The organism is Pedobacter aquatilis (assembly GCF_030409415.1).
GTDB classification, from domain to species: domain Bacteria; phylum Bacteroidota; class Bacteroidia; order Sphingobacteriales; family Sphingobacteriaceae; genus Pedobacter; species Pedobacter aquatilis.
This window is the reverse complement of record NZ_JAUFPW010000012.1, coordinates 266846-285780: the sequence shown is the minus strand read 5'-3', so window position 1 is coordinate 285780 and position 18935 is coordinate 266846. Positions and strand designations below refer to the sequence as shown.

Annotated in this window: 13 protein-coding genes; 3 read left to right on the top strand and 10 right to left on the bottom strand. The window is 41.0% G+C overall.

What is annotated here, in order from left to right; all coding sequences use genetic code 11:
- Positions 1 to 475 precede the first annotated feature (475 nt).
- Together QWY86_RS05260 and QWY86_RS05255 are read left to right on the top strand one after the other, a co-directional pair.
- The gene (locus tag QWY86_RS05260) at positions 476 to 1498 is read left to right on the top strand and encodes a type IV toxin-antitoxin system AbiEi family antitoxin (protein ID WP_290239510.1); all 1023 of its coding nucleotides are present in this window, start codon (positions 476 to 478) and stop codon (positions 1496 to 1498) included.
- Positions 1488 to 2261, top strand: coding sequence for a hypothetical protein (locus QWY86_RS05255; protein WP_290239508.1), 774 nt, complete (start codon positions 1488 to 1490; stop codon positions 2259 to 2261). Before QWY86_RS05260 ends, QWY86_RS05255 begins: the two co-directional genes overlap by 11 nt.
- A gap of 911 nt (positions 2262 to 3172) precedes the next feature.
- Here QWY86_RS05255 and QWY86_RS05250 read toward each other — a convergent pair.
- From QWY86_RS05250 to QWY86_RS05240, 3 genes are all read right to left on the bottom strand, one after another.
- Entirely contained in the window at positions 3173 to 4747 is a 1575-nt protein-coding gene (locus QWY86_RS05250) for a carboxylesterase/lipase family protein (protein WP_290239506.1), read from the bottom strand.
- A 2-nt stretch (positions 4748 to 4749) separates the two neighbouring features.
- On the bottom strand, positions 4750 to 6159 hold the full coding sequence (locus tag QWY86_RS05245; protein ID WP_290239504.1) for a glycoside hydrolase family 30 protein: 1410 nt from the start codon (positions 6157 to 6159) through the stop codon (positions 4750 to 4752).
- A gap of 354 nt (positions 6160 to 6513) precedes the next feature.
- Positions 6514 to 7707, bottom strand: coding sequence for an AGE family epimerase/isomerase (locus QWY86_RS05240; RefSeq protein ID WP_290239503.1), 1194 nt, complete (start codon positions 7705 to 7707; stop codon positions 6514 to 6516).
- A gap of 304 nt (positions 7708 to 8011) precedes the next feature.
- On the opposite strand from QWY86_RS05240, the gene QWY86_RS05235 reads away from it, so the two are divergent.
- The gene (locus QWY86_RS05235) at positions 8012 to 8887 is read left to right on the top strand and encodes an AraC family transcriptional regulator (RefSeq protein WP_231461665.1); all 876 of its coding nucleotides are present in this window, start codon (positions 8012 to 8014) and stop codon (positions 8885 to 8887) included.
- Positions 8888 to 8889: 2 nt separating this feature from the next.
- On the opposite strand, the gene QWY86_RS05230 is transcribed toward QWY86_RS05235, so the two are convergent.
- The 7 genes from QWY86_RS05230 to QWY86_RS05200 all read right to left on the bottom strand — a co-directional run bounded on the left by QWY86_RS05230 (position 8890) and on the right by QWY86_RS05200 (position 18895).
- Positions 8890 to 10038, bottom strand: coding sequence for an esterase (locus QWY86_RS05230; protein ID WP_290239497.1), 1149 nt, complete (start codon positions 10036 to 10038; stop codon positions 8890 to 8892).
- Between the two features lie 9 nt (positions 10039 to 10047).
- Positions 10048 to 11079 carry a glycoside hydrolase family 26 protein gene (locus tag QWY86_RS05225; RefSeq protein ID WP_290239496.1) on the bottom strand — a complete coding sequence of 344 codons (1032 nt, stop codon included), beginning with the start codon at positions 11077 to 11079 and terminating at the stop codon, positions 10048 to 10050.
- A gap of 2 nt (positions 11080 to 11081) precedes the next feature.
- A complete protein-coding gene (locus QWY86_RS05220) occupies positions 11082 to 12770 on the bottom strand; it encodes a DUF5060 domain-containing protein (protein ID WP_290239494.1) in 1689 nt (562 codons plus the stop codon).
- 151 nt (positions 12771 to 12921) lie between these two features.
- Entirely contained in the window at positions 12922 to 16341 is a 3420-nt protein-coding gene (locus QWY86_RS05215; protein ID WP_290239492.1) for a ThuA domain-containing protein, read from the bottom strand.
- 24 nt (positions 16342 to 16365) lie between these two features.
- Positions 16366 to 17073, bottom strand: coding sequence for a ThuA domain-containing protein (locus QWY86_RS05210; protein WP_290239489.1), 708 nt, complete (start codon positions 17071 to 17073; stop codon positions 16366 to 16368).
- Positions 17074 to 17096: 23 nt separating this feature from the next.
- Positions 17097 to 17363, bottom strand: a complete 267-nt coding sequence (locus QWY86_RS05205; protein ID WP_290239487.1) for a hypothetical protein — start codon at positions 17361 to 17363, stop codon at positions 17097 to 17099.
- Positions 17360 to 18895 carry an FG-GAP repeat domain-containing protein gene (locus QWY86_RS05200; protein WP_290239485.1) on the bottom strand — a complete coding sequence of 512 codons (1536 nt, stop codon included), beginning with the start codon at positions 18893 to 18895 and terminating at the stop codon, positions 17360 to 17362. Before QWY86_RS05200 ends, QWY86_RS05205 begins: the two co-directional genes overlap by 4 nt.
- Positions 18896 to 18935: the final 40 nt, after the last annotated feature.

Below are 18935 nucleotides of genomic sequence, written 5' to 3'. Positions count from 1 at the left end.
ATGCGCATCTCAAAATTAATCATCAAAGGCTTCCGATCATTTGACAGACAGAGATATTAAGCTGATAGAAGCAATTAACGTGATTTTTTTATGTTTTGTTTTTTAATTTTTGAAGGATTAAAAATTTCCAACGCAAGCAAAACTGGCTGCGAATCTTATTTAGAGCGCTCAAAAATATGATTGTTCATCGCATTTGTTTGGCTGATGGTCGAATCCCACTAACAAAGTTGATCTTATGCATTATGGATATACCTGCGTCTAAAGTGTAAATCTTAAATAATATGAAAAGACGTAAACTAGTGCAACTTTATTTGGGCAGGTTATTAAATTGAATTGTATTTTTAAAACAATCCAATTTTGTTCACTAAAGTCATTTGTTCGTGAATCACGAACATTAAATAAAATCGAACAAAAAGTTTGAATATAAAATTATGTTCACTAAATTTGATTGTTCGTGAATCATGAACATAATAATATGAATGAACAAAACATTCTTTTAAATTCGCTGGATACTTTAAAAAGCTTAACAAACTTAGAGTATCAGGTTCTTGATCGAAACATACTTAAGAACGGTTTTGAAATTGATGCAAAAGTCTCGATTGGATCTAAAAAAGCTGTAAAAGTCTTTTATGTAGAAATCAAAAATGAAATCAGAGGACTGCAGCTTCCCAAGCTATTGGATAAATTTGAAAAAATAAAACATAATGCTAATATATTATTAATTAGCACCTACATACCAGCACCAACCAAGATAGTCCTGAGAAACCATAGAATCAATTACTTAGAAGCATCTGGAAATGCGTATATAAATGCCGATGAACTTTACATTTATATAAATGACCAGCCCGTTACCCAGGCAAGAATACAAACTGAAGGCAAGCTTTGGACGCCTGGTGGATTAAGGTTCTTATTCGCAATCTTGCTTGAACCGAATCTAATTAATGAGTCTTACCGCAAAATATCCGAACGCTCAGGAGTAGCACTTGGTACAATTAAAGGATTTATTGACGAACTTGAAAAAGAAGGCTACTTAAAAAATAGAACCAAAGAAGGAAAACCTTTCCGTTTTTTTGAACAGGAAGATAGGCTTAGAGACAAATGGGCTGAACTCTACAAGACAACACTCCTTCCAAAGCTAAGCCAAGGTAAGTACCGATTTATTGATAAAGACAAAAAGACGGAATGGAAAAATATCAAAACTGAAGAATTCATTTGGGGAGGAGAAAATGCGGGCGCATTATTAACCAATTACCTAAGTCCTGAAAAATTCACCATCTACACAAAATCAGAACCATTAAAACTAATGCGTTTATTAAAGCTTGTACCAGACAATGAAGGCGAATTGGAAATCTTCAGGAAATTCTGGAATGATGCTACAATCCATTCACATGATGATATAATTCCACCAATATTGGCATACTGCGAACTTATTACTAGTTTTGATAGTCGATGCAGAGAGACTGCGAATCGAATCAAAACCAAATATCTTGAGCAGTAAACCCAACATACCTGAAGGTCTTTTACCAATGTTCAAAGACCTGGAAGAAGTATTCCTAAAATTCGGAATAGATTTCTTTATAGTTGGCGCTGTAGCCAGAGATTATTTTCTTTCAGTAGATGCAGAAGCTGTATCCAAAAGAAAAACGGATGATGTGGATATTGCCATTATGTTGAGCAACCCAAAGCAATTCAACGAACTCAAGGAAGCCTTACTTGAAACAGGAAAATTTGCAGCAAATAAAACCGAGCACATTAAACTGTATTATAAAAATGCCATAGAACTTGATCTCTTACCTTTCGGGCAAATTGAAAATGCCGAAAGCAAAGTGTTTTTAGAAACACCAAACGCATTTAGGCTCAATATGCCAGGCTTTAAAGAAATCTATCCATTTATTCAAGATGTTAAACTACCGGATGACCTAAACCTGAAAATATGCCCAATCGAAGGCATCATCATACTAAAACTTTTAGCCTACAACGATAGACCTGAACGGACCAAAGACATCGACGATATTGAGCACCTCATTGATTCTTATTTTGAACTTTGCAGCGCGGATGTCTACGATGAATATTTCGATATCATGGAATTATATGACACAAAAGAAAGGCGATATCTATCCATGGTATCCGCAAGAGTTGTAGGAAGAAAAATGAAGAAAATCCTGGAGACTTCCGACAAATTGAAAGGGACTATCAAAGCAATACTGAACAAACGAAATGAAGATTGGACAGAAGCTATATTAGCAGGTTTAGATGATTAACAAATCATGGTATGCCCTATGAAGATAGGAAAAACTTAAACAAGTATTTGCAGTTAGACTCCACAAATACGAAATTTTAACTCAGAACATAAAAAATGAAAAAGACCTCAACATATGCTCAGGTCTTTTTTAATTTTCAGACAACCAAATATTAAACGGGCATCCATCAGTATTCCTAAAAAAGCCTAAATCCCTTGCTCAAAATGATACTTCGCAGAACCATGTAGATTACGGAAAATGTGGTTCTTCGTCACTTTTAGTGAAGGAGTCTCCAACTGTAAAAGAATAATTTTAGTCTTCGAGAAAGCTTAGTGTCCACCTAGAGGTCTAATTAAATATAGCAACATCTATTGGTTTTTACCAAAAGTGACGAAGAAACGGTAATGTGGTCACTGGATTCCGCTCCAAACTGGCCACCAAGTTTTTTTTCCAAACGCAAATTAGTTCTAGCAGTTTTTAAAGAAACTGAAACCAAACCGCTCTAAAAAAATCCTGCATTCGGCCATACTGTTGCGGAGTGCATAAACCAATTAATTTGACCACTTTCTGCCAATTGTCCAAAATATAGAAAAGCAAAAACTTTACAGCAAATTTATTTCCGTTAAGACGGGGTCAATGCGCTCTGGCTTATCCAATTTGACAAAGGATAATACGAATACAGATCGTAAAACAAGCACTGCAACAAACATAAAAACGAACATAACGAAAAACACGAAACGCAAAACAACAACGAATACTAAAATAAACACAACAATAAATACTAAAAATATCACAGCAATCATTACTAAATTTACCACGAAACGAAATACAGCGAATAGCGTGTGACTCAACGGGTTCAAATTAATTGGTTTGGCCAAGATTGGATTAGCACTCGATGACAACCAAGTTAAAGGCATTGCCAAAGAATCAAACTAAGGGTTCAGTATTCCATCAAGCTGCATGTACCTTTTGCCGTTCTTTTCAGGTATAGATTTACTATCATTATCAATAATCATAACTTTTGGAATACTGCTTTGAAGGCCGAACCACCTTGGAAGACCGTCTCCATTGGGATTACCACTTTTGATAAAGTTTACCAAGTAAGACTGAAAGACTTTTGAGGTTTCAAAATCTTCACTCTCCCATTTGTAACTCTTATTTAGTTTGAGATTGCCAAGGGCGTACTCAATATCCGAAGCATGTACCGCGCCCATGACGTCGGTATTGTGCCCCCCCTGTCCGATGAAACTTGGACGTTTTCTAGAGAACAGATATCGATAAACAGGATAGCCGTTGGTTTTGCTATGCACATCAATCCATTTCCATGTAGAATAGGAAATAAAGCGATCGCTAGAAAGGTCAGTCGCCAACTGCGCGACCTGTTCATCTGCAGTTGCCCGATACAGTGCCAATATTTCTTTGCTTTTGGACATAAAGAGCTTTTCCACTCCAGCCTTATAATTTTCGACTGTAGGTTTCTGATTAGAAAGAATAGTATTCATGCTTCGCTCTGCCGAGTTCCATCCAGCCAGGAGCGGTACATCCATCTGACGACCGTAGCTATAGGTAATAAGTGGTTGTTCTATGAAAAAGTAACCGTCTATTGTTAGGGGAAACCAGTAATCTTTTGACCGCTTTAAAAGCTCTTTAGTGGGAATTTTTCGCAACTCATCAATGCTATTTACTCCGCAAGCTTTAGCGAATTCCTCCCCTATTTTCTCCGCATTTGTTAAGCTCACGGGCGGTTCGAACCCTAACACAGACCCACTTTGCCCTATTGCCCCATGAAAAAGTCCTTTTGAAAGTGGTGAACACATTTGGGCAGAAACCGACATAGAACCCGCGGATTCCCCAGCAATGGTGATTTGATCCGAATTTCCTCCAAAAGCTGAAATATTGCGCTTCACCCATCGCAATGCTTCATTCTGATCCTGCAATCCATAGTTACCAGAACTTCCCCGTTTACTTTCTTTGGACAGACTGGCATGTGCCAAGAACCCAAAGACACTTAACCTGTAATTTATAGTGATAAAAATAACTCCCTTGCTCGCCATGCTTTCTCCATCATACCTCGGCTCCGATCCATCCCCGCTGGAAAACCCTCCTCCATGAAAGTACACTACCACGGGCAAGAACTTACCACCTTTTATCTGAGGTTTCCAGATATTAAGATACAGGCAATCTTCACTTTCTTCACCGCTTCTAAAAATCATGTCACCGTAACTATTGCGCTGAGGAGACCTGGAACCAAAAGCTACCGCGTTTTTTATTCCATTCCATTTCTTTTTAGGAACTGGTGAACGCCATCTGAGCTCACCGATGGGGGCTTCAGCGTAAGCAATACCCTTGAAAGCTACCACAGAGCTGGACAAAATAGCGCCCCTGATTTTCCCTTCCTTAAGGGTGACCAAAGTTTCATCACCTTTTGCAATTTTGCTCTGAGCGAAAGCGTGGCTCACTAAAAATAATAGAAGCAACAGCGTAGTATATTTTTTTATTTTAATCATAATCACCAGATATGAGTCGTTGATGACCCTTTATTTATAGTGTAAGAAAAAGACTGATCTCCCTCAACGACTTTGATCGTTTGTGGCTGAGCTGAATTGTTAGACACGATAAGCACCCGTTTTCCCTCCGGGGTTAAAAAGGCTACATTGCTAACCTTTGTGGTAAGAGTGCTCTCAATTCTTGATGATCCAAAGGGAATAAATTTGGATGCATGCGCAATGACATAATAGGCCAGATTCCGCTCGACTTTATCTCCATCTATGGTTACCGCTCCCTGACATATTGAGCAGCCGCCATTGTCTGTATGCGGGTTATATTTAGGATCCGCAGCGAGGTTCCAGAGAATCACATTTTTACTCCAGTTCCGTAAAGCACCGATGAGTATCCTTCCCACAGGATAAGCGGTATTGAAACCTCCATCCTTGCTTACAGCCATCATTTCAGTAAAATATATGTTTTTATCGGGAAACGCATCATGTACTTTGCCCATCGCTGAAGTCTGACCGGCATATAAATGAAATCCTGAACCATCAATGTAGCTTGCTGCTTCTCTGTCTGCTAATATTGAAATTGGATATTCCGGGGCATCACAATTGTGGTCGTAAAGAACAATTTTAGTTTTTATGTTTCCTTGATTAAAGGCGGGCCCGAGATGATCGCGAATAAAACGAAGCGCTTCTTTGGCCAAAAACTGCATACTGGGGGTATTGCCATCATTGAATGGTTCATTTTGAATGGTCACCGCGTCAATCACAATTCCATGGCTTTTCATCGCCTGGACGTATTTCACAAAGTAATTGGCATAAGTGCTATAATACTTATCCATTAATCTGCCACCCTGAACATTTTGGTTTGACTTCATCCACACCGGGGCGGACCATGGAGAACCCATAATTTTTATTTTTGGGGATATTGCTAAAATTTCCTTTAAAACAGGTATCACATCTTTTTCATCCTGCGATAAGGAAAAATGCTTTAACGCCGCATCAGTTTCCCCTGCTTTTAAGTCATCGTAAGAAAAGACATATTCATTCAGATCAGATGCCCCGATACTCACCCGAAGATAACTAATCCCCACCTGGTCTGGTCCATTTCCAAACAGTTCATGGAGAAGCTTCTTTCTTTGCGGAGGGGACATACGAATGAGGTGATGCGCACTGCCACCTGTCAGCGCAAAACCAAACCCGTCAACAGATTGATATTTTCTTGCTGCGTTAATGTTAATAATTTCTGGCTGCCCAGCTCTTGGTTCTAGACTTTCCATTTTTGATAAAAGCATCGTTTTATCATTACTGGTCTCCCAACCTTCCGCCTTGAGTTGTGCCTGAAGCAAAAAGGGAAAAATATTGAGCAGCAAAATTAGAAGCAGCGCGAGCTTAAAAGAATAAATGGACTGGAGGTATCTGGGCATAACGGTATACTTGGTTTATACAAATTTAAGCTCCAGGTTATACCCTTTTTAATAGGATTTTAACAATTTATAATGTTTTGAATCTGATGACCATCAATTTAACCAATAAATCTTAAAGACCTTTACTAGTTAGCAAAACGATTATTCCTTTTGCAAACTTTCCAGTTCCGGGATTTCCAGGACAAGCCTTGACAATTACTTCTCTCTTAAGGCTGAGCTTAGATTGTTTCAGCTGGGATTACTTTTTAATATACACTCACCCTCAAGGGCCTAACTAAACTTTTCTCCAGCAAATTTGAATTTCACAATTCTTTGATGCCGTTATTATTTTTCTCTCACCCGTTCACGCCAAATTTAAGCTACCTTTTGAAATCTATTAAGCAGCTCTAAACAGGCCCTGCTATTGTGGTACGGGCATTTCCATAATCCGGCTTTGTCTTCTCCAGCCATCAAACTGCCATCTTCTTTTCTGCCCCAAAACCATTCTCCGTTGGTTTTATCGATAAGCTGAGTAGTGGTATAGTTCCAGATTTTATTGAAATGCTCAAGGAATCTTTCATCTTTAGAAATTTGAAAAGCGTTATATAACCCGACCAGGGCTTCTGCCTGTACCCACCAGTGTTTTTCTGCAATCATGTGATGGCTTTCTGGATTGAACTCATACACCATCGCATCTTTATCAATACCCTCTATCGCTGCTGTACTGATTTTAAGGGCTAACTTCTTAAATTCAGTAATGAGTTCAACCTCTTTTACAGCTTCAGCAGCTTCTAGCAATAACCAGGAAGCCTCAATATCGTGTCCGTAAGAAATAGCGCTGGATTTAGGCTCCCAGAATTCATTAAAGAATAGCCCTAAATGGCCGTTAGGTTTTAAGATATGCCCGCGAAAAACTTCCAAAAGCTTAATGATCTGATGTTTAAGACCTTCGTCAGGCCACAAGGTATATAGCAAACTATAAGCCTCTAGAATATGCAGATGGGTGTTCATTGTTTTTTTTTCATTTGCATCCTTATCACTCAGGCGCAAATCATCTAACTGCGTCCAGTCCCGGGCAAAAGCTTCAAAATATCCCAGCTCATTTTTATCATAACTATGTTTTTCGATATCAGCGTATAAGGATTTCGCAAGCAATAACGCGTTTTCATCACCACTGGCGCTAAAATAGGCGGTAAGGCCATAAATGGTGAATGCAATGGCATAGATTTGTTTTTTCTTATCTTTCGCGTCGCCCTTAAAGTCAACTGTCCAGTATACCCCGCCAAAACTGTAGTCAATGAAATGGTTTTTTATGTATAGGTAGCTCCGCTCAGCGACTTCTAAATCCTCCTTTGAGCTAGTCATTAAATAGGCGGCAGAAAAACTCCAGAGAATCCTGGCATTTAAAACTGAACCTTTATCAGCCATAGTGATGACCTGCTCTGATTCATCAATCTGACCGACAAAACCACCATACTCATTATCTATGCTGCGCTGTTTCCAGTAATGGAGTATAGCTTGTAATTCGAACTCAATTTCTGAAGCGCTCGGAAGGGATGTAGCTGGCATAGTCTGTAAATTTAATTTGGCTTAAAACTAACTGGACTAAACCGATAAAACTAATATTTTTTTAACATAAGCTGATACTAATGCATTATGGCTACAGCACCTATACTATTCGAGCATTTTTTGATATTATTTTACCTTAATAATTAAGTCAATTGGTATAGCTTTCCTAAAAAAGTTTAGCTATACGCCCTTTCAAACCTTATGTTAGCTTTTTTCAAAATTTTTACCAACATAATCACATAATCATAAGACCTAAACATATAGTGTTTTTTTAACTATATTGCCCTATATAACCAAATATAAGATGTCTAAAAATGTAATTAGGGAAATTACCCCTTTGACGCCAAACGACTGTTTTACCATTTTTTCAAGAACCAAACAAGAATTTGATTTCCCGCTGCATAACCATGAGGATATGGAGCTTAACTTAGTACTCAATGCGGCCGGAGCTAAACGGATTGTGGGTGATCACATCGCTGAAATAGAGCAGCAGGAACTCGTGCTGGTAGGCTCCAATTTATCTCATGGCTGGTTTACTCATAATTGCGTAAGTGAGGACATTAGAGAGGTCACCATTCAGTTTCATAAGGACTTATTGGATGAAAAGTTTTTAAAACGCAATCAGCTGTCTTTCATTCGCAATATGTTTGAGCAGAGTAAGCGTGGTGTGCTTTTTTCTAAGGAGACCATTGAACGCATTTCCCCGCGTCTTTTGGCTTTGAGTAAGAAAAGCGGCTTTGACTCGATATTAGAGCTACTATCGATATTGCATGATCTCTCGATATCCAGGGATACCAAACTGCTTTCGGATTCCAGTTTTACTAAAGAAGATTATAACTATAATAGCAGAAGGATTGAAAAGGTATTTGAGTATATGAATAATAACTTCAACAGGCTTATCACCCTGTCTGAAGTAGCCAAGATAGCCAACATGCCAGAAGCTTCATTCAGCCGGTTTATTAAAAAACGCACCGGTTATAACTTTATTGATTCGCTGAACGAAATCAGACTGGGGCATGTCAGCAGAATGCTTATTGACACGACCCAGTCTGTTGCTGAAATTGCCTTTATTTGCGGCTTTAATAATATGGCCAACTTTAACCGCACCTTTAAAAGTAAAAAAGGCTGCACGCCAAAAGAGTTCCGTGAAAACTATGTTGGCAAGCGCGTATTTATTTAAAGTTAAAAGATTTTTTGCATAAAATTATGGAGCTGCTCACGCCAGAATCGCCACTCATGTCCGCCCGAGCTATCGTGAAATTCATGATTGATTCCCTTTGTTTTTAGATCATAATCTAACGCCAGGTGTCCCTGGTATCTTGGATCCTCTTTACCGCAGGCGAGGTAAAGCAGGCTAATTTCTTTGTTCAGTTTAGCTGGATTAGCAAAAGCTCCAGGCACGCGTTCATTGATATCAAATTTTGCATCACTCAACAACCCGGCACTAAATTCGCCAATGTAGCTGAATTTATCTGGGTTTTTTAGCCCAATTAAGTAAGCCTGCCCGCCACCCATGGAAAGCCCTGCGATGGCTCTGGATTTTTTATCTGCCCGGACACGGTAATTTTTTTCTACATATGGAATAACGTCCTTTAAAAGTTCCTGTTCCAACTGCTCGACCCCTTCTTTGCTGCTTCCTCCTGCCCAGCTGCCGTCTGTGAGTCCGTTGGTCATCACAATAAGCATCGGTTTTGCTTTATTTTCAGCGATAAGGTTTTCTAAAATTACATCTGCTTTCCCCGCGCTCTGGCTCCAGCTGGTTTCATTGTCTCCCCCACCGTGGCGAAGGTATAAAACAGGGAAAATTTGCTTTGGACTAGTCTGGTATTCTGCAGGGAGAAAAATGCACATCCCTCTAGGTTTACCTAAAGCCGAAGATTGATATTTAATGAATTGCAAAATTCCGTGCGGGACGTTTTGATGCTCATCAAACCTTGCCTTATCACCTGGCACTTCCACGATACTCCCGTAAAGCTCAGTACCGGATTTTACAACCGGGTTTTTAGGATCAAGGCTCTGAATTCCATCTACAGAAAATACATAGGAATAAATCCCCGGCTTTTGCGGGGCAATTTTAATTTCCCAATTTCCTGCAGTGTCTTTTTGCATCTGTATGGGCTTAATATCCCATTCACCAAAAAGCAGTTTGACCGATTTGGCAGACTTGGCTTTAAACCTGAAAACAATGCTTTTATCATTTTCCACTACCGGAGAATATGGCGGAGAGGCCGGGCCCCACCATCCCTGAACGCTGTAAGTATTAGCAGGTTTTTGCGCCAGGATTGAGCAGGAAACCAGGCTTAAAAGGAGAAACAGAATTTTTTTCATCATATGTATATTTTACCAGCCTTTCATCTCATCCAAAGAGATGATGTTTTCAGCTTTCATTAGAGCGTTTAATTGAGCAGGGGTATTGTGTGAGAATACTAGTTCTGACCACCCCATAAAAAAGGTCCATTTTGGCTGTTTTGCCATCACTTCAGCAGTAGGAAGCACCTGACATTCACCAATGGCAATGGGCTTTTTGCCACCAGCTTTTACCATAATATCATACTTCTCCTGGCTGAATCCTGTTTTGTCATCATAAATATCCAGCGCAGCAACGTCCCAGTACTCTTCACCGGGATTATAATCCACTGCATCTTTTTCCAGGGTTTTAAAATCCTGTATGTCCCATACCCAAATCAGGTTATCAAGCTTTTTGGTTTTACTTAAGTAATCGTGAGTCAGCTGGTAGAGTTTTCTAGTACCCTCCGCGCCAGGTCTTCCGCCCCACCAGAAAACGCCCTGATTCATTTCATGCAAAGGTCTGAACAGCACCTCCACATTTTTTTCTTTGAGCTGGCTTAGATATAAAGCGATCTCATCCATCATTGACTTCCACCTGGTATTTATCAAAGTTCCTTCGGTCAAAAGCTCCTTCCACTGCTGATCAGTTAATTTACTTAACACCCCTTGCTTATCCCAGCCGCATGGCTGCTCGAGCGCAGGATTACAGGCATGCCACATGATATTAACAAGACTTCCTTTCCTCCACTGCTCCGCAGCTTCATTGATCATCGTTTGTCTGTTTTGAATATTTTCAGACTGGAATAGAAAATCCCCGCTCCAAAGCCCGGGATATTTCCCGGTCGTGTTGAATACCTCCTGCGTCCATTTTTTTGGTTCTGCATTTGGCTCCCGGTTATGTATACCAGAAATGGTATATTTTCCCGATACCGAGTAAAGGTAATTCAGTGATTTAAACCGGGTGGGGCCTTTCGTCGTTTTTACGGCTTTATTCCCTTTCTGAGGAGCAAGATTTTGCGCGAAAGCGGAATGGCTAAAGCTAAAAAGTATCATTAAAATTAAAGCGTATCGGCTATTTTTCATCTTTAAGGTTTCTTTAAAATGTATACAAAATCTGTGTTGGGGGCAAGCTCGAGGTTATTGATGTCCATGCTGTCACCAATAGCAGCAATTTTGAGATCTGCATCAAAACGCTGAGTTTCGCAGTTATATTTAGAAAGCTTATAATTTGACAAGGTAACAGGTAAGCTAATATCAGTTTTTTGGATTTCAGCTTTAGGGTTATACAGGTAGATAAAAATATCAGCGCCGCATTTTACGCTAAACACTTCAATAGCCGTGTTAGTGCTCTTCACCCTCAGGCTATCAAAATTCCCTTTCCCGGACTGCATCATTTCGTCCTGGATGCGGCGAACATTGGCAATATATTTATCGGTGCCACGGTTATCAAAATACTCCCACCACCAGGAAAGCGGCAAAATGGGGGTTGGCGAGAAAAGGCCATACCACAATCCACGTTTAAAATCTGAATCCATGCCGTCAGCGAAATCATCGAAGTTTTTAGACCAGTCATACTCATAGCCATATTCACCAATCACATATGGTTTACCATAGGTTTTGGTATAGCTTATAATGGTGGTCGGTAAGGCGCGGTTATTTTTGTAAATGTGTTTTTGGTTAAAATCTATGGCATCAATAGAATTTAGACCTTTTAAATCCCGGTGAGAAATGCTTGTGGTCACCAGGTGCTTAAAGGGGTCTATTTTTTTGACGTACTCTGCCATTTCCTGGTGCCATTGCACGATATGTTCAGCTGGGATTGGATTGTTTTTATCCCTGAACTGAACATTGTCTATTTCGTTGAAAAACTCCCATGCACCTATCGCACTGCTGTAACCCCAGCGGGCAATAATGAACCTCAGGCGGTTGCGGTATTCCTCCTTAGCCTTCTCATCTATAAAAAAACCCGCTGAAGAAACCCCATAACGCCCGTTTTTAGCATCATGAGATCCCGGACCTAAAGTGAGCATAATGTACAGTCCCAGTGAATCAGATAAATTAACCATTCGGTCCATTTTTTCTATCGCGCTTGGATTAAAGTAGGCCGGGGAATTGCTGTATCGCCTGTTATTTATTCCACTTTTCCAGTCCAGGGGCAAATTCCATGAACAAATCCAGGTTCGAAAATAATTTCCCCCATGTTTAGCCAGCGAAGGTAACATGTACTCATAGTTATACTTGGGATTTTCATGAAGGGCTTTAAAGTATTTTGAATCATCGTCATCTCTTGATTCCCAGCAAATATTTTCTCCGATGCCCCTGAAAGCATCCCCATTATCGAAACTGAAGGTCCAGTCATTGCCCTTATGCAATATGCCTTTAAGCTTAGATGGTGTTACTTTAAATGAAGAGGGTTTGCTTAAAGAAACCTCTTTGCCGTTTTTGCGCAGCGCGAAAGTATACGCATAGCTTCCATTTTCCTGGGCACTGAAGCGCGCCTTCCAAAGCGATCTTTTTCCGGATTGCCCAGATTCATAGTAACATGGCAGGTTAATTTTTTTACCATTAGGAGAAGTAAGCTGCATGTCAAGGGCTAAATCTTCCTGAAAATACGGATTATCGAAATCTGCCTGCAATTCGATGGTCCATTCTGCTTTTTCATAAGTTTTCACAACCGGATTAACCTGGGTTGTTTTTATAATACGATTTTGCGCTTGCACAGAAAAACTCATCAAAATAACAAAGGCAAAACAAAAAGAGATATTTTTTTTCATAGGTTTCATTCCGGAATTTCCCCGGAAATTGGATTTGGTTAGCATTAGTGTTAGATTCAAATCTACAAGAGTGGAGAGATAAAGCGTTAATAGTATTTTAACAAAATCCTATACTCAAATTTTCTTCACATAAATGATACAACAAAAAGAATTATCTTCCAAAAGTTATCCTGCTAAGCTTTATAATTCCTTTATATGGACTTTGTCTGCGCCGCATAATAAAATACAAGTCGTGTCTACCTTCGACTGGCGAGTTGATTGGACTTATGATATCAGCATATTTATCAAACGAGCCGGTTGAACTGTAGCGGATTTTTGCGATTAAGGGTCCTGCACGCGAATCCCGCCTAACCTCGATTTCTCCATCCATAGTGGAGGCATAATTAAATGTGAAATTTTTAATTCCATTCAGGTCCGTCTGTTTTAATAAAATATAAGCCTTATTATCTCCCTCAGATAGGCTATTGCGGAAACGCTCAAACCCCACATGAGCATCCGCCAGCGCAGGGTTGAGAACAGGGCTTCTTAAGAAAAATTCTTCAGTGCTGGAAAGCGGCCCAATAGGCTTTCTTCCACCATCTGTATAGCTTACTTGAAACAGGTATCCACCTTCAGGCTCGTCTTTAATTGAATTTAACTTCAGTGTGCCCGTTTTGGCAAGCGCGATGCGCTGGGCGGTTTTCTCCTGCGGCATGGAGAAAATATAGGCTACGATTTCTTTTGCATCGCTGGTGGAAAGTTGCGGGTGGGCGCTCATCACGCTTGTTTGCCCCCAGCTTCCCCCACCCCCTTTGATAATTTTTTTCGCAAGTTTTTCTACCGAGCCGTTTTGGGAACTATAGCGGGCGGCGATATCAAAGTAACTTGGTCCTATGGCCTTAGCATTTGCCAGATGGCAGGACTTACAATCGCTGGCCGCCATTAGCGCTTTACCTGAATAACTGGGCTGCTCGGATTGATTTTTTTGACCTGCCGAAAGATATGTGTAAAAAGCCTTCAACCGCTTAGGTGCAATTTTTAGATCTTCCTTATCACTGGCCTGGATGGCGTAAGTAAAGTGTTTATCAGCCCAGAAAAATGATTTATTCTCAGCGCTAGAAATAGAGACCACTGGCGGGGTATTACCGACTTTTATGATTAAAGTGTCTTTTGCGCTGGCGCCGCTTTTATCAAGAACCGTTAAAATAGCCTTAAAGGTACCTGGCTTTTTATAGGTATATACAGGGTTAATTTTATTGGACGCTACAACCTTGCCCTCAAATTGCCACTGGTAGCTAAGCTGCTCATCGTCATCCAAGTCATAGCTTTTTTGCCCACGAAAGTTTACCAGTAGTGGCGCTTTACCTGCAATGCTGCGATGGGAGGGGAATTTTTTTCGCTCGGAAGTTAAAAATACTGTTTTGTCCAACCGCTGGTGCTCTTTTTCATTTACAATTTCTGCTTTGGCAACAGGCGAGCGGTTTCCGGTGTTATATTCAATTTTCACCAGGGAAGCATCCGCATTGGCCGCTCCATATACAGAGCCATATTCGAGCATGTAGAGTATACCATCGCTGGAAAAAGCCATATCAATGGGCCTTTTAAAATTTCCATTGGCCGCCATAAAAGGCTCATTTCGCACATAGTTTTCTTTTTCATCAAAACTCAAGGCGAATACCCAATTCCGCATCCAGTCGGCAATAAAAAATTTTCCATCATAATACTCCGGAAAGCGGTTTACAGCGCCAGTTTGCTTATAGCTATAGAAAGTTCCGCCTATGATGCATCTGCCTCCAAGTCCAAGTTCGGGAAATTCTTTGGAAGCAAGGTATGGATACCAGATCATCGCAGGCCTGGCCGGCGGCAGCTGGCTTAGTCCGGTATTGTTTGGTGAATGGTTGACTGGTTTTTCAGGGTCAAATTTTCCTCCGGCCGTCTTTTTTGCAAAGTCCCAATGCGCATAGGCCTGATTATCGCCAGCAAAATAGGGCCATCCGTAGTTGCCCGCGGACTTAGCCTGATTCACCTCATCAAAGCCCATTGGGCCCCGCTCGCTTTCCTGACCCGAATCCGGGCCAATGTCGCCCCAATAAAGGGTCGAGGATTTTGGATTCAGCGCAATTCGGTAGGGGTTTCTGGTTCCCATCACGTAAATTTCAGGCTTTGTTTTTGGTGTCCCGGGCTTGAACAAATTACCTTGTGGAATGCTGTAGGTTCCATAAGCCTGGGGGTGTATGCGCAAAATTTTTCCCTTGAAATCATTGGTGTTCCCCGCGCTGCGTTGAGCATCGCCGCTAAAATTAACTTCACCCGGGCGCTCATCCAGCGGAGCGTAACCTTCAGAAGAAAAAGGGCTGCTGCTATCACCCGTTGAAAGGTATAAATTTCCCTCCTTATCGAAGGCGAGCGAGCCGCCATGGTGGGAGCCGCTATTTTTTTCTACCGGGACACGCAGTAGTATTTTTTCGCTCGATAAGTCTAAGACGCTCATTTTTGACAAGCTAAACCTGGATAAGTTAAAATAAAGAGGTTCCTGGCTTTGGCCTGCTGGCGCATAATAAAGATAGATAAAGTTGTTTTTGTCAAATTCAGGATCGAGCGTTATGCCGATGAGCCCGGTGCCCCCGATATTGGTGGTCGCTAATTTTTCAACCAGGGTGTTTTTATGTGTTTTGGTATTATAGAGATACAGGTTACCGAAAAGTTCAGTGTAGAATATACGGCCATCTTCGCTCACAGCGAGCTCCATCGGGGAATTTAGGTTGGTAGACAGGATAGTCTTGGTAAAGCGGTTTTGCTCGGGGAGTGGTTTGGCGTAGGCTTTAGCATAGTCTAGCTTAGCCCCATTTCCAAGCGCATACTCAATGCCGCCGGCAAGCTGAGCTAAAAATAAAGGTTCTGAATAACTTTCTTCGGTATGTCCCAGGCCGGTGTAAAAAGCGCGTCCGCCATCATATTCATGATACCAGATGATAGGGTGTCCGGTGCCATTTGTTCCCCCATCGTAACTATCCTCATCCAGGCTGGCCAGGACCTTGATGCCGGGATAGAAAGACCTGTAATTATACCACTCATCGCTTCTTGTCCAGCTTTCCGGCAAATTGCTGCTTGCCGGATGGCTTTTATCGCTGACCTGGATGGATGCTTCACGCACATTTGGATTATGCGGATGAGAATCAAAATAAGCGCCGGTGAGTTGTCCATACCAGCTCCAATCGTATTCAGTATCAGCCGCGGAATGGATGCCTACATAGCCTCCACCGGCCTGAATGTATCGCTCGAAGGCCGTTTGCTGTTCTGAGTTAAGCACATTGCCAGTTGTAGAGTTAAAAATTACAGCGTTGTAAGCAGAGAGCTTTAGTTCATTAAAATAAGCTGCGTTTGTCGTGGTATCTACGCAATATCCTTTTTGTTCTGCTATCTTTTTTATTGCAGCAATTGCTGAAGGAATCGAGCTGTGGTGCCAGCCAGCAGTTTTGGAAAAAATAAGCAAGGCTGGTTTTGACTTTGGCGCCTGAAAGGCCTCAACAAAAATGAGTAGCAGGCTGAATAGAAGCGTAAAATATTTTATTTGTAGTGAATTGTTCATCATTGAAGTTTTATCGTACCAAATGGATTAATCCTGCAAGGCATACTGTATACCCGTGAGCAGGTGTTTTAAAAATAAAGGGTCTTCATAGTGTTCGGGGAAATGGCCAAGCGCAGTATAAAAACTCCTTCCCCCTTCAAACTCATGATACCATGCGATAGGATGATAGGCGCCATTTTCGCCTCCCTTGTAGCTTTTTTCATCTACGCTAAGCAATACGTGCAGCCCGCGTTGTAAGTCCCGAAAGTTATACCACTCATCTCTTCTGGAAAAGGATGGCGGAAAAAATTTAGTAGCGGGATGGTTGCTATCCTCCAGGTGAAGGGTTGCAGTTTGAGGCTCGGGGTGACCGGTGAATACCCCGCCAACAAGCTTTCCATACCAACTCCAGTTTTTCTCTATCGTGGAAGCCGCGTGAATACCAACGAATCCTTTGCCCGAACGAATAAATTTTTGCATTGCTGCTTTTTCTGCGCTGTCGATAATATTTCCAGAGGGGCTTAAAAAGATTATTGCAGCGTATTGCTTTAGATTTTCCTCGTTTAGTGCGGTGGAGTCTGTAGTCTGATCTACAGAAAAATGGTTTACCAGGCCAAGTTTTTTTATCGCTTTAATACCTGCATCAATTGATTCATGGTGGTAACGCGCCGTTTTTGAAAAGATCAATACTTTTTTCTGGCCGCTGGCTAATAAACTCAGGCTAATGCAAAGGAGTAAAGTAAATATATTTTTCATCCGTATAAAATTATTTTCAATGGTTATGAAGCTATCATGATTTTATTCATTGGTTTTTGTGGTTGGAAAATCATGATGGTTTCATATCTGTATTTAAGGTTGTTTAGCATAAAAATGTCTTTCAGTAAAATTCTGGACTTATCTTCCTGGATTGTAATGTGCCGGTCTGCAGCTAAAATGGGCTTCATAGCCCATTTGAAAGCATTCGCTAGCGCAGGTGCATAAGTCTCCACCGCGCTGAGGTTTGCAGATGAACTGGCTGATTTTAAAAAATTCTGGTTGGTTTTCATTTGGTCTTTTTATTTACCGACGAAGTATTTTTTAGCAGCACAAATAAGGGCTGACTTTCGCCACCTTTATCCGAGCTGTAATATTTGTTTCCAAGTAAAAGGTCTATTTTCCCATCCCCGTTAAAATCTCCACTATCCATCGTTAGGCCTTTTTGAAAAGGTACATTTTTAGCTAAAGTAAAGCCCTTAAAGGCTAAGTTCCCCTGATTTTGGAGATAGATGAACGCTTCCCAAGGGCTCGATGCGGCAGGAAATGCGCTGATGGAAGCGATATCCAAGTCCCCGTCTAAATCGAAATCGCGGGCAATAGCTTTATAGCAGCCGTTCATTGGATAAAAAAATGATTTTCTAAACTGCCCTTTTTTATTACCGAAAAAAATATAAATGCCATGGTAGGGTTTTAGTACCGGAGAGAGGTCTGCGTTATCCCCGCAGGTATACAAAAGGTCTTTAAAGCCGTCCTGGTTAAAATCAACAAGTTCAAAACTGCTTGATCCATAAACCGGGGGGAAGCTTAATACTTTTTCAGTATCGAATTTACCGTTTCCAAGATTTCTAAACAGAAATACCCCTTCATCGCCTTGCGCAAATAAAGCATAAATGTCCGCTTTATTATCACCATTCTCATCGGTTATCATAAAATCTATTATCCCAGGCATCGGTCTCAGAATGTGCTTTTTGTAAGTACCATTCTTACTCGCCTGCGCCCATGAGAGCTGACCAGTGAGCCTTCCAAACTCACCTATTAAAATATCTTTTAACCCGTCGCCATTTAAGTCCACTTTTAGACTTTTAACTGGCCTGGAAAGTAAAGAAAATATCGGTTTTCTGCCTGAAAGCTGATGAAGTGCAGCAGGGCTGAGCTCATAAACGCGCCCTCCACTGCTTTGGCTGGCCATATAATTTTCCCCAATGAAAGTGGCAAGATTAGGCCTGGCAGATAAATCCACATCCACTAAGATCCCTGGCAGCTTTGAAGATTTCAAAGTATCTAGCCGGGCATTGACTTGGTACAACTGGTTTGATATGCCGTTTTGGATAAGCAGACAATGATTTGATTCTGGACTAATTTTCACGTAAGTTGCTAAAGCAAGCTTACTATAGAAAATATCTTGCTTTGGCAAGAGTACTTCAAAAGATGGAAGGCCAAACGTAATTTCTTTTCTTTCCTCTTCAGCTAATCTTTCCGGGGCGGAATCAATATAATACCCTTTGATAGCCTGCCACTCCTTAATGGATAATAGCGGACTGGAGGGAATGAGATTCCCTCCCTCTGCCTTTAGCGAAACGCTTGGGGCTTCCACTCCTAAAAACATGCCCATTGCTGGAAGCACTGCAGCTCGCCAGCTGTTTTTCGGCAGCAGATTAGGCTCAGCAAATTGATGGCAGGAGCTGCAGTATCTTTTAGCCAGCAACTCCCCAAGCTGATTATCTGCTGCGTTAAAATTTAAGTTTTGTTTCGGTGTTTTAAGGTTAGACTTACCAAGAATATAAAAAACCATCGCGCTAATAAGCGCAATGGTGATTATCATTATATTTCTTTTGCTTTTACTCAAATTTTTAGGGATGTAA

Coding starts and splice junctions, on each gene's coding strand:
- QWY86_RS05210 (WP_290239489.1), bottom strand. CDS start 17,073: ATGAAAAATATATTTACTTTACTCCTTTGCATTAGCCTGAGTTTATTA.
- QWY86_RS05225 (WP_290239496.1), bottom strand. CDS start 11,079: ATGAAAAATAGCCGATACGCTTTAATTTTAATGATACTTTTTAGCTTT.
- QWY86_RS05205 (WP_290239487.1), bottom strand. CDS start 17,363: ATGAAAACCAACCAGAATTTTTTAAAATCAGCCAGTTCATCTGCAAAC.
- QWY86_RS05245 (WP_290239504.1), bottom strand. CDS start 6,159: ATGCCCAGATACCTCCAGTCCATTTATTCTTTTAAGCTCGCGCTGCTT.
- QWY86_RS05260 (WP_290239510.1), top strand. CDS start 476: ATGAATGAACAAAACATTCTTTTAAATTCGCTGGATACTTTAAAAAGC.
- QWY86_RS05200 (WP_290239485.1), bottom strand. CDS start 18,895: ATGATAATCACCATTGCGCTTATTAGCGCGATGGTTTTTTATATTCTT.
- QWY86_RS05235 (WP_231461665.1), top strand. CDS start 8,012: ATGTCTAAAAATGTAATTAGGGAAATTACCCCTTTGACGCCAAACGAC.
- QWY86_RS05215 (WP_290239492.1), bottom strand. CDS start 16,341: ATGATGAACAATTCACTACAAATAAAATATTTTACGCTTCTATTCAGC.
- QWY86_RS05230 (WP_290239497.1), bottom strand. CDS start 10,038: ATGATGAAAAAAATTCTGTTTCTCCTTTTAAGCCTGGTTTCCTGCTCA.
- QWY86_RS05220 (WP_290239494.1), bottom strand. CDS start 12,770: ATGAAAAAAAATATCTCTTTTTGTTTTGCCTTTGTTATTTTGATGAGT.
- QWY86_RS05250 (WP_290239506.1), bottom strand. CDS start 4,747: ATGATTAAAATAAAAAAATATACTACGCTGTTGCTTCTATTATTTTTA.
- QWY86_RS05240 (WP_290239503.1), bottom strand. CDS start 7,707: ATGCCAGCTACATCCCTTCCGAGCGCTTCAGAAATTGAGTTCGAATTA.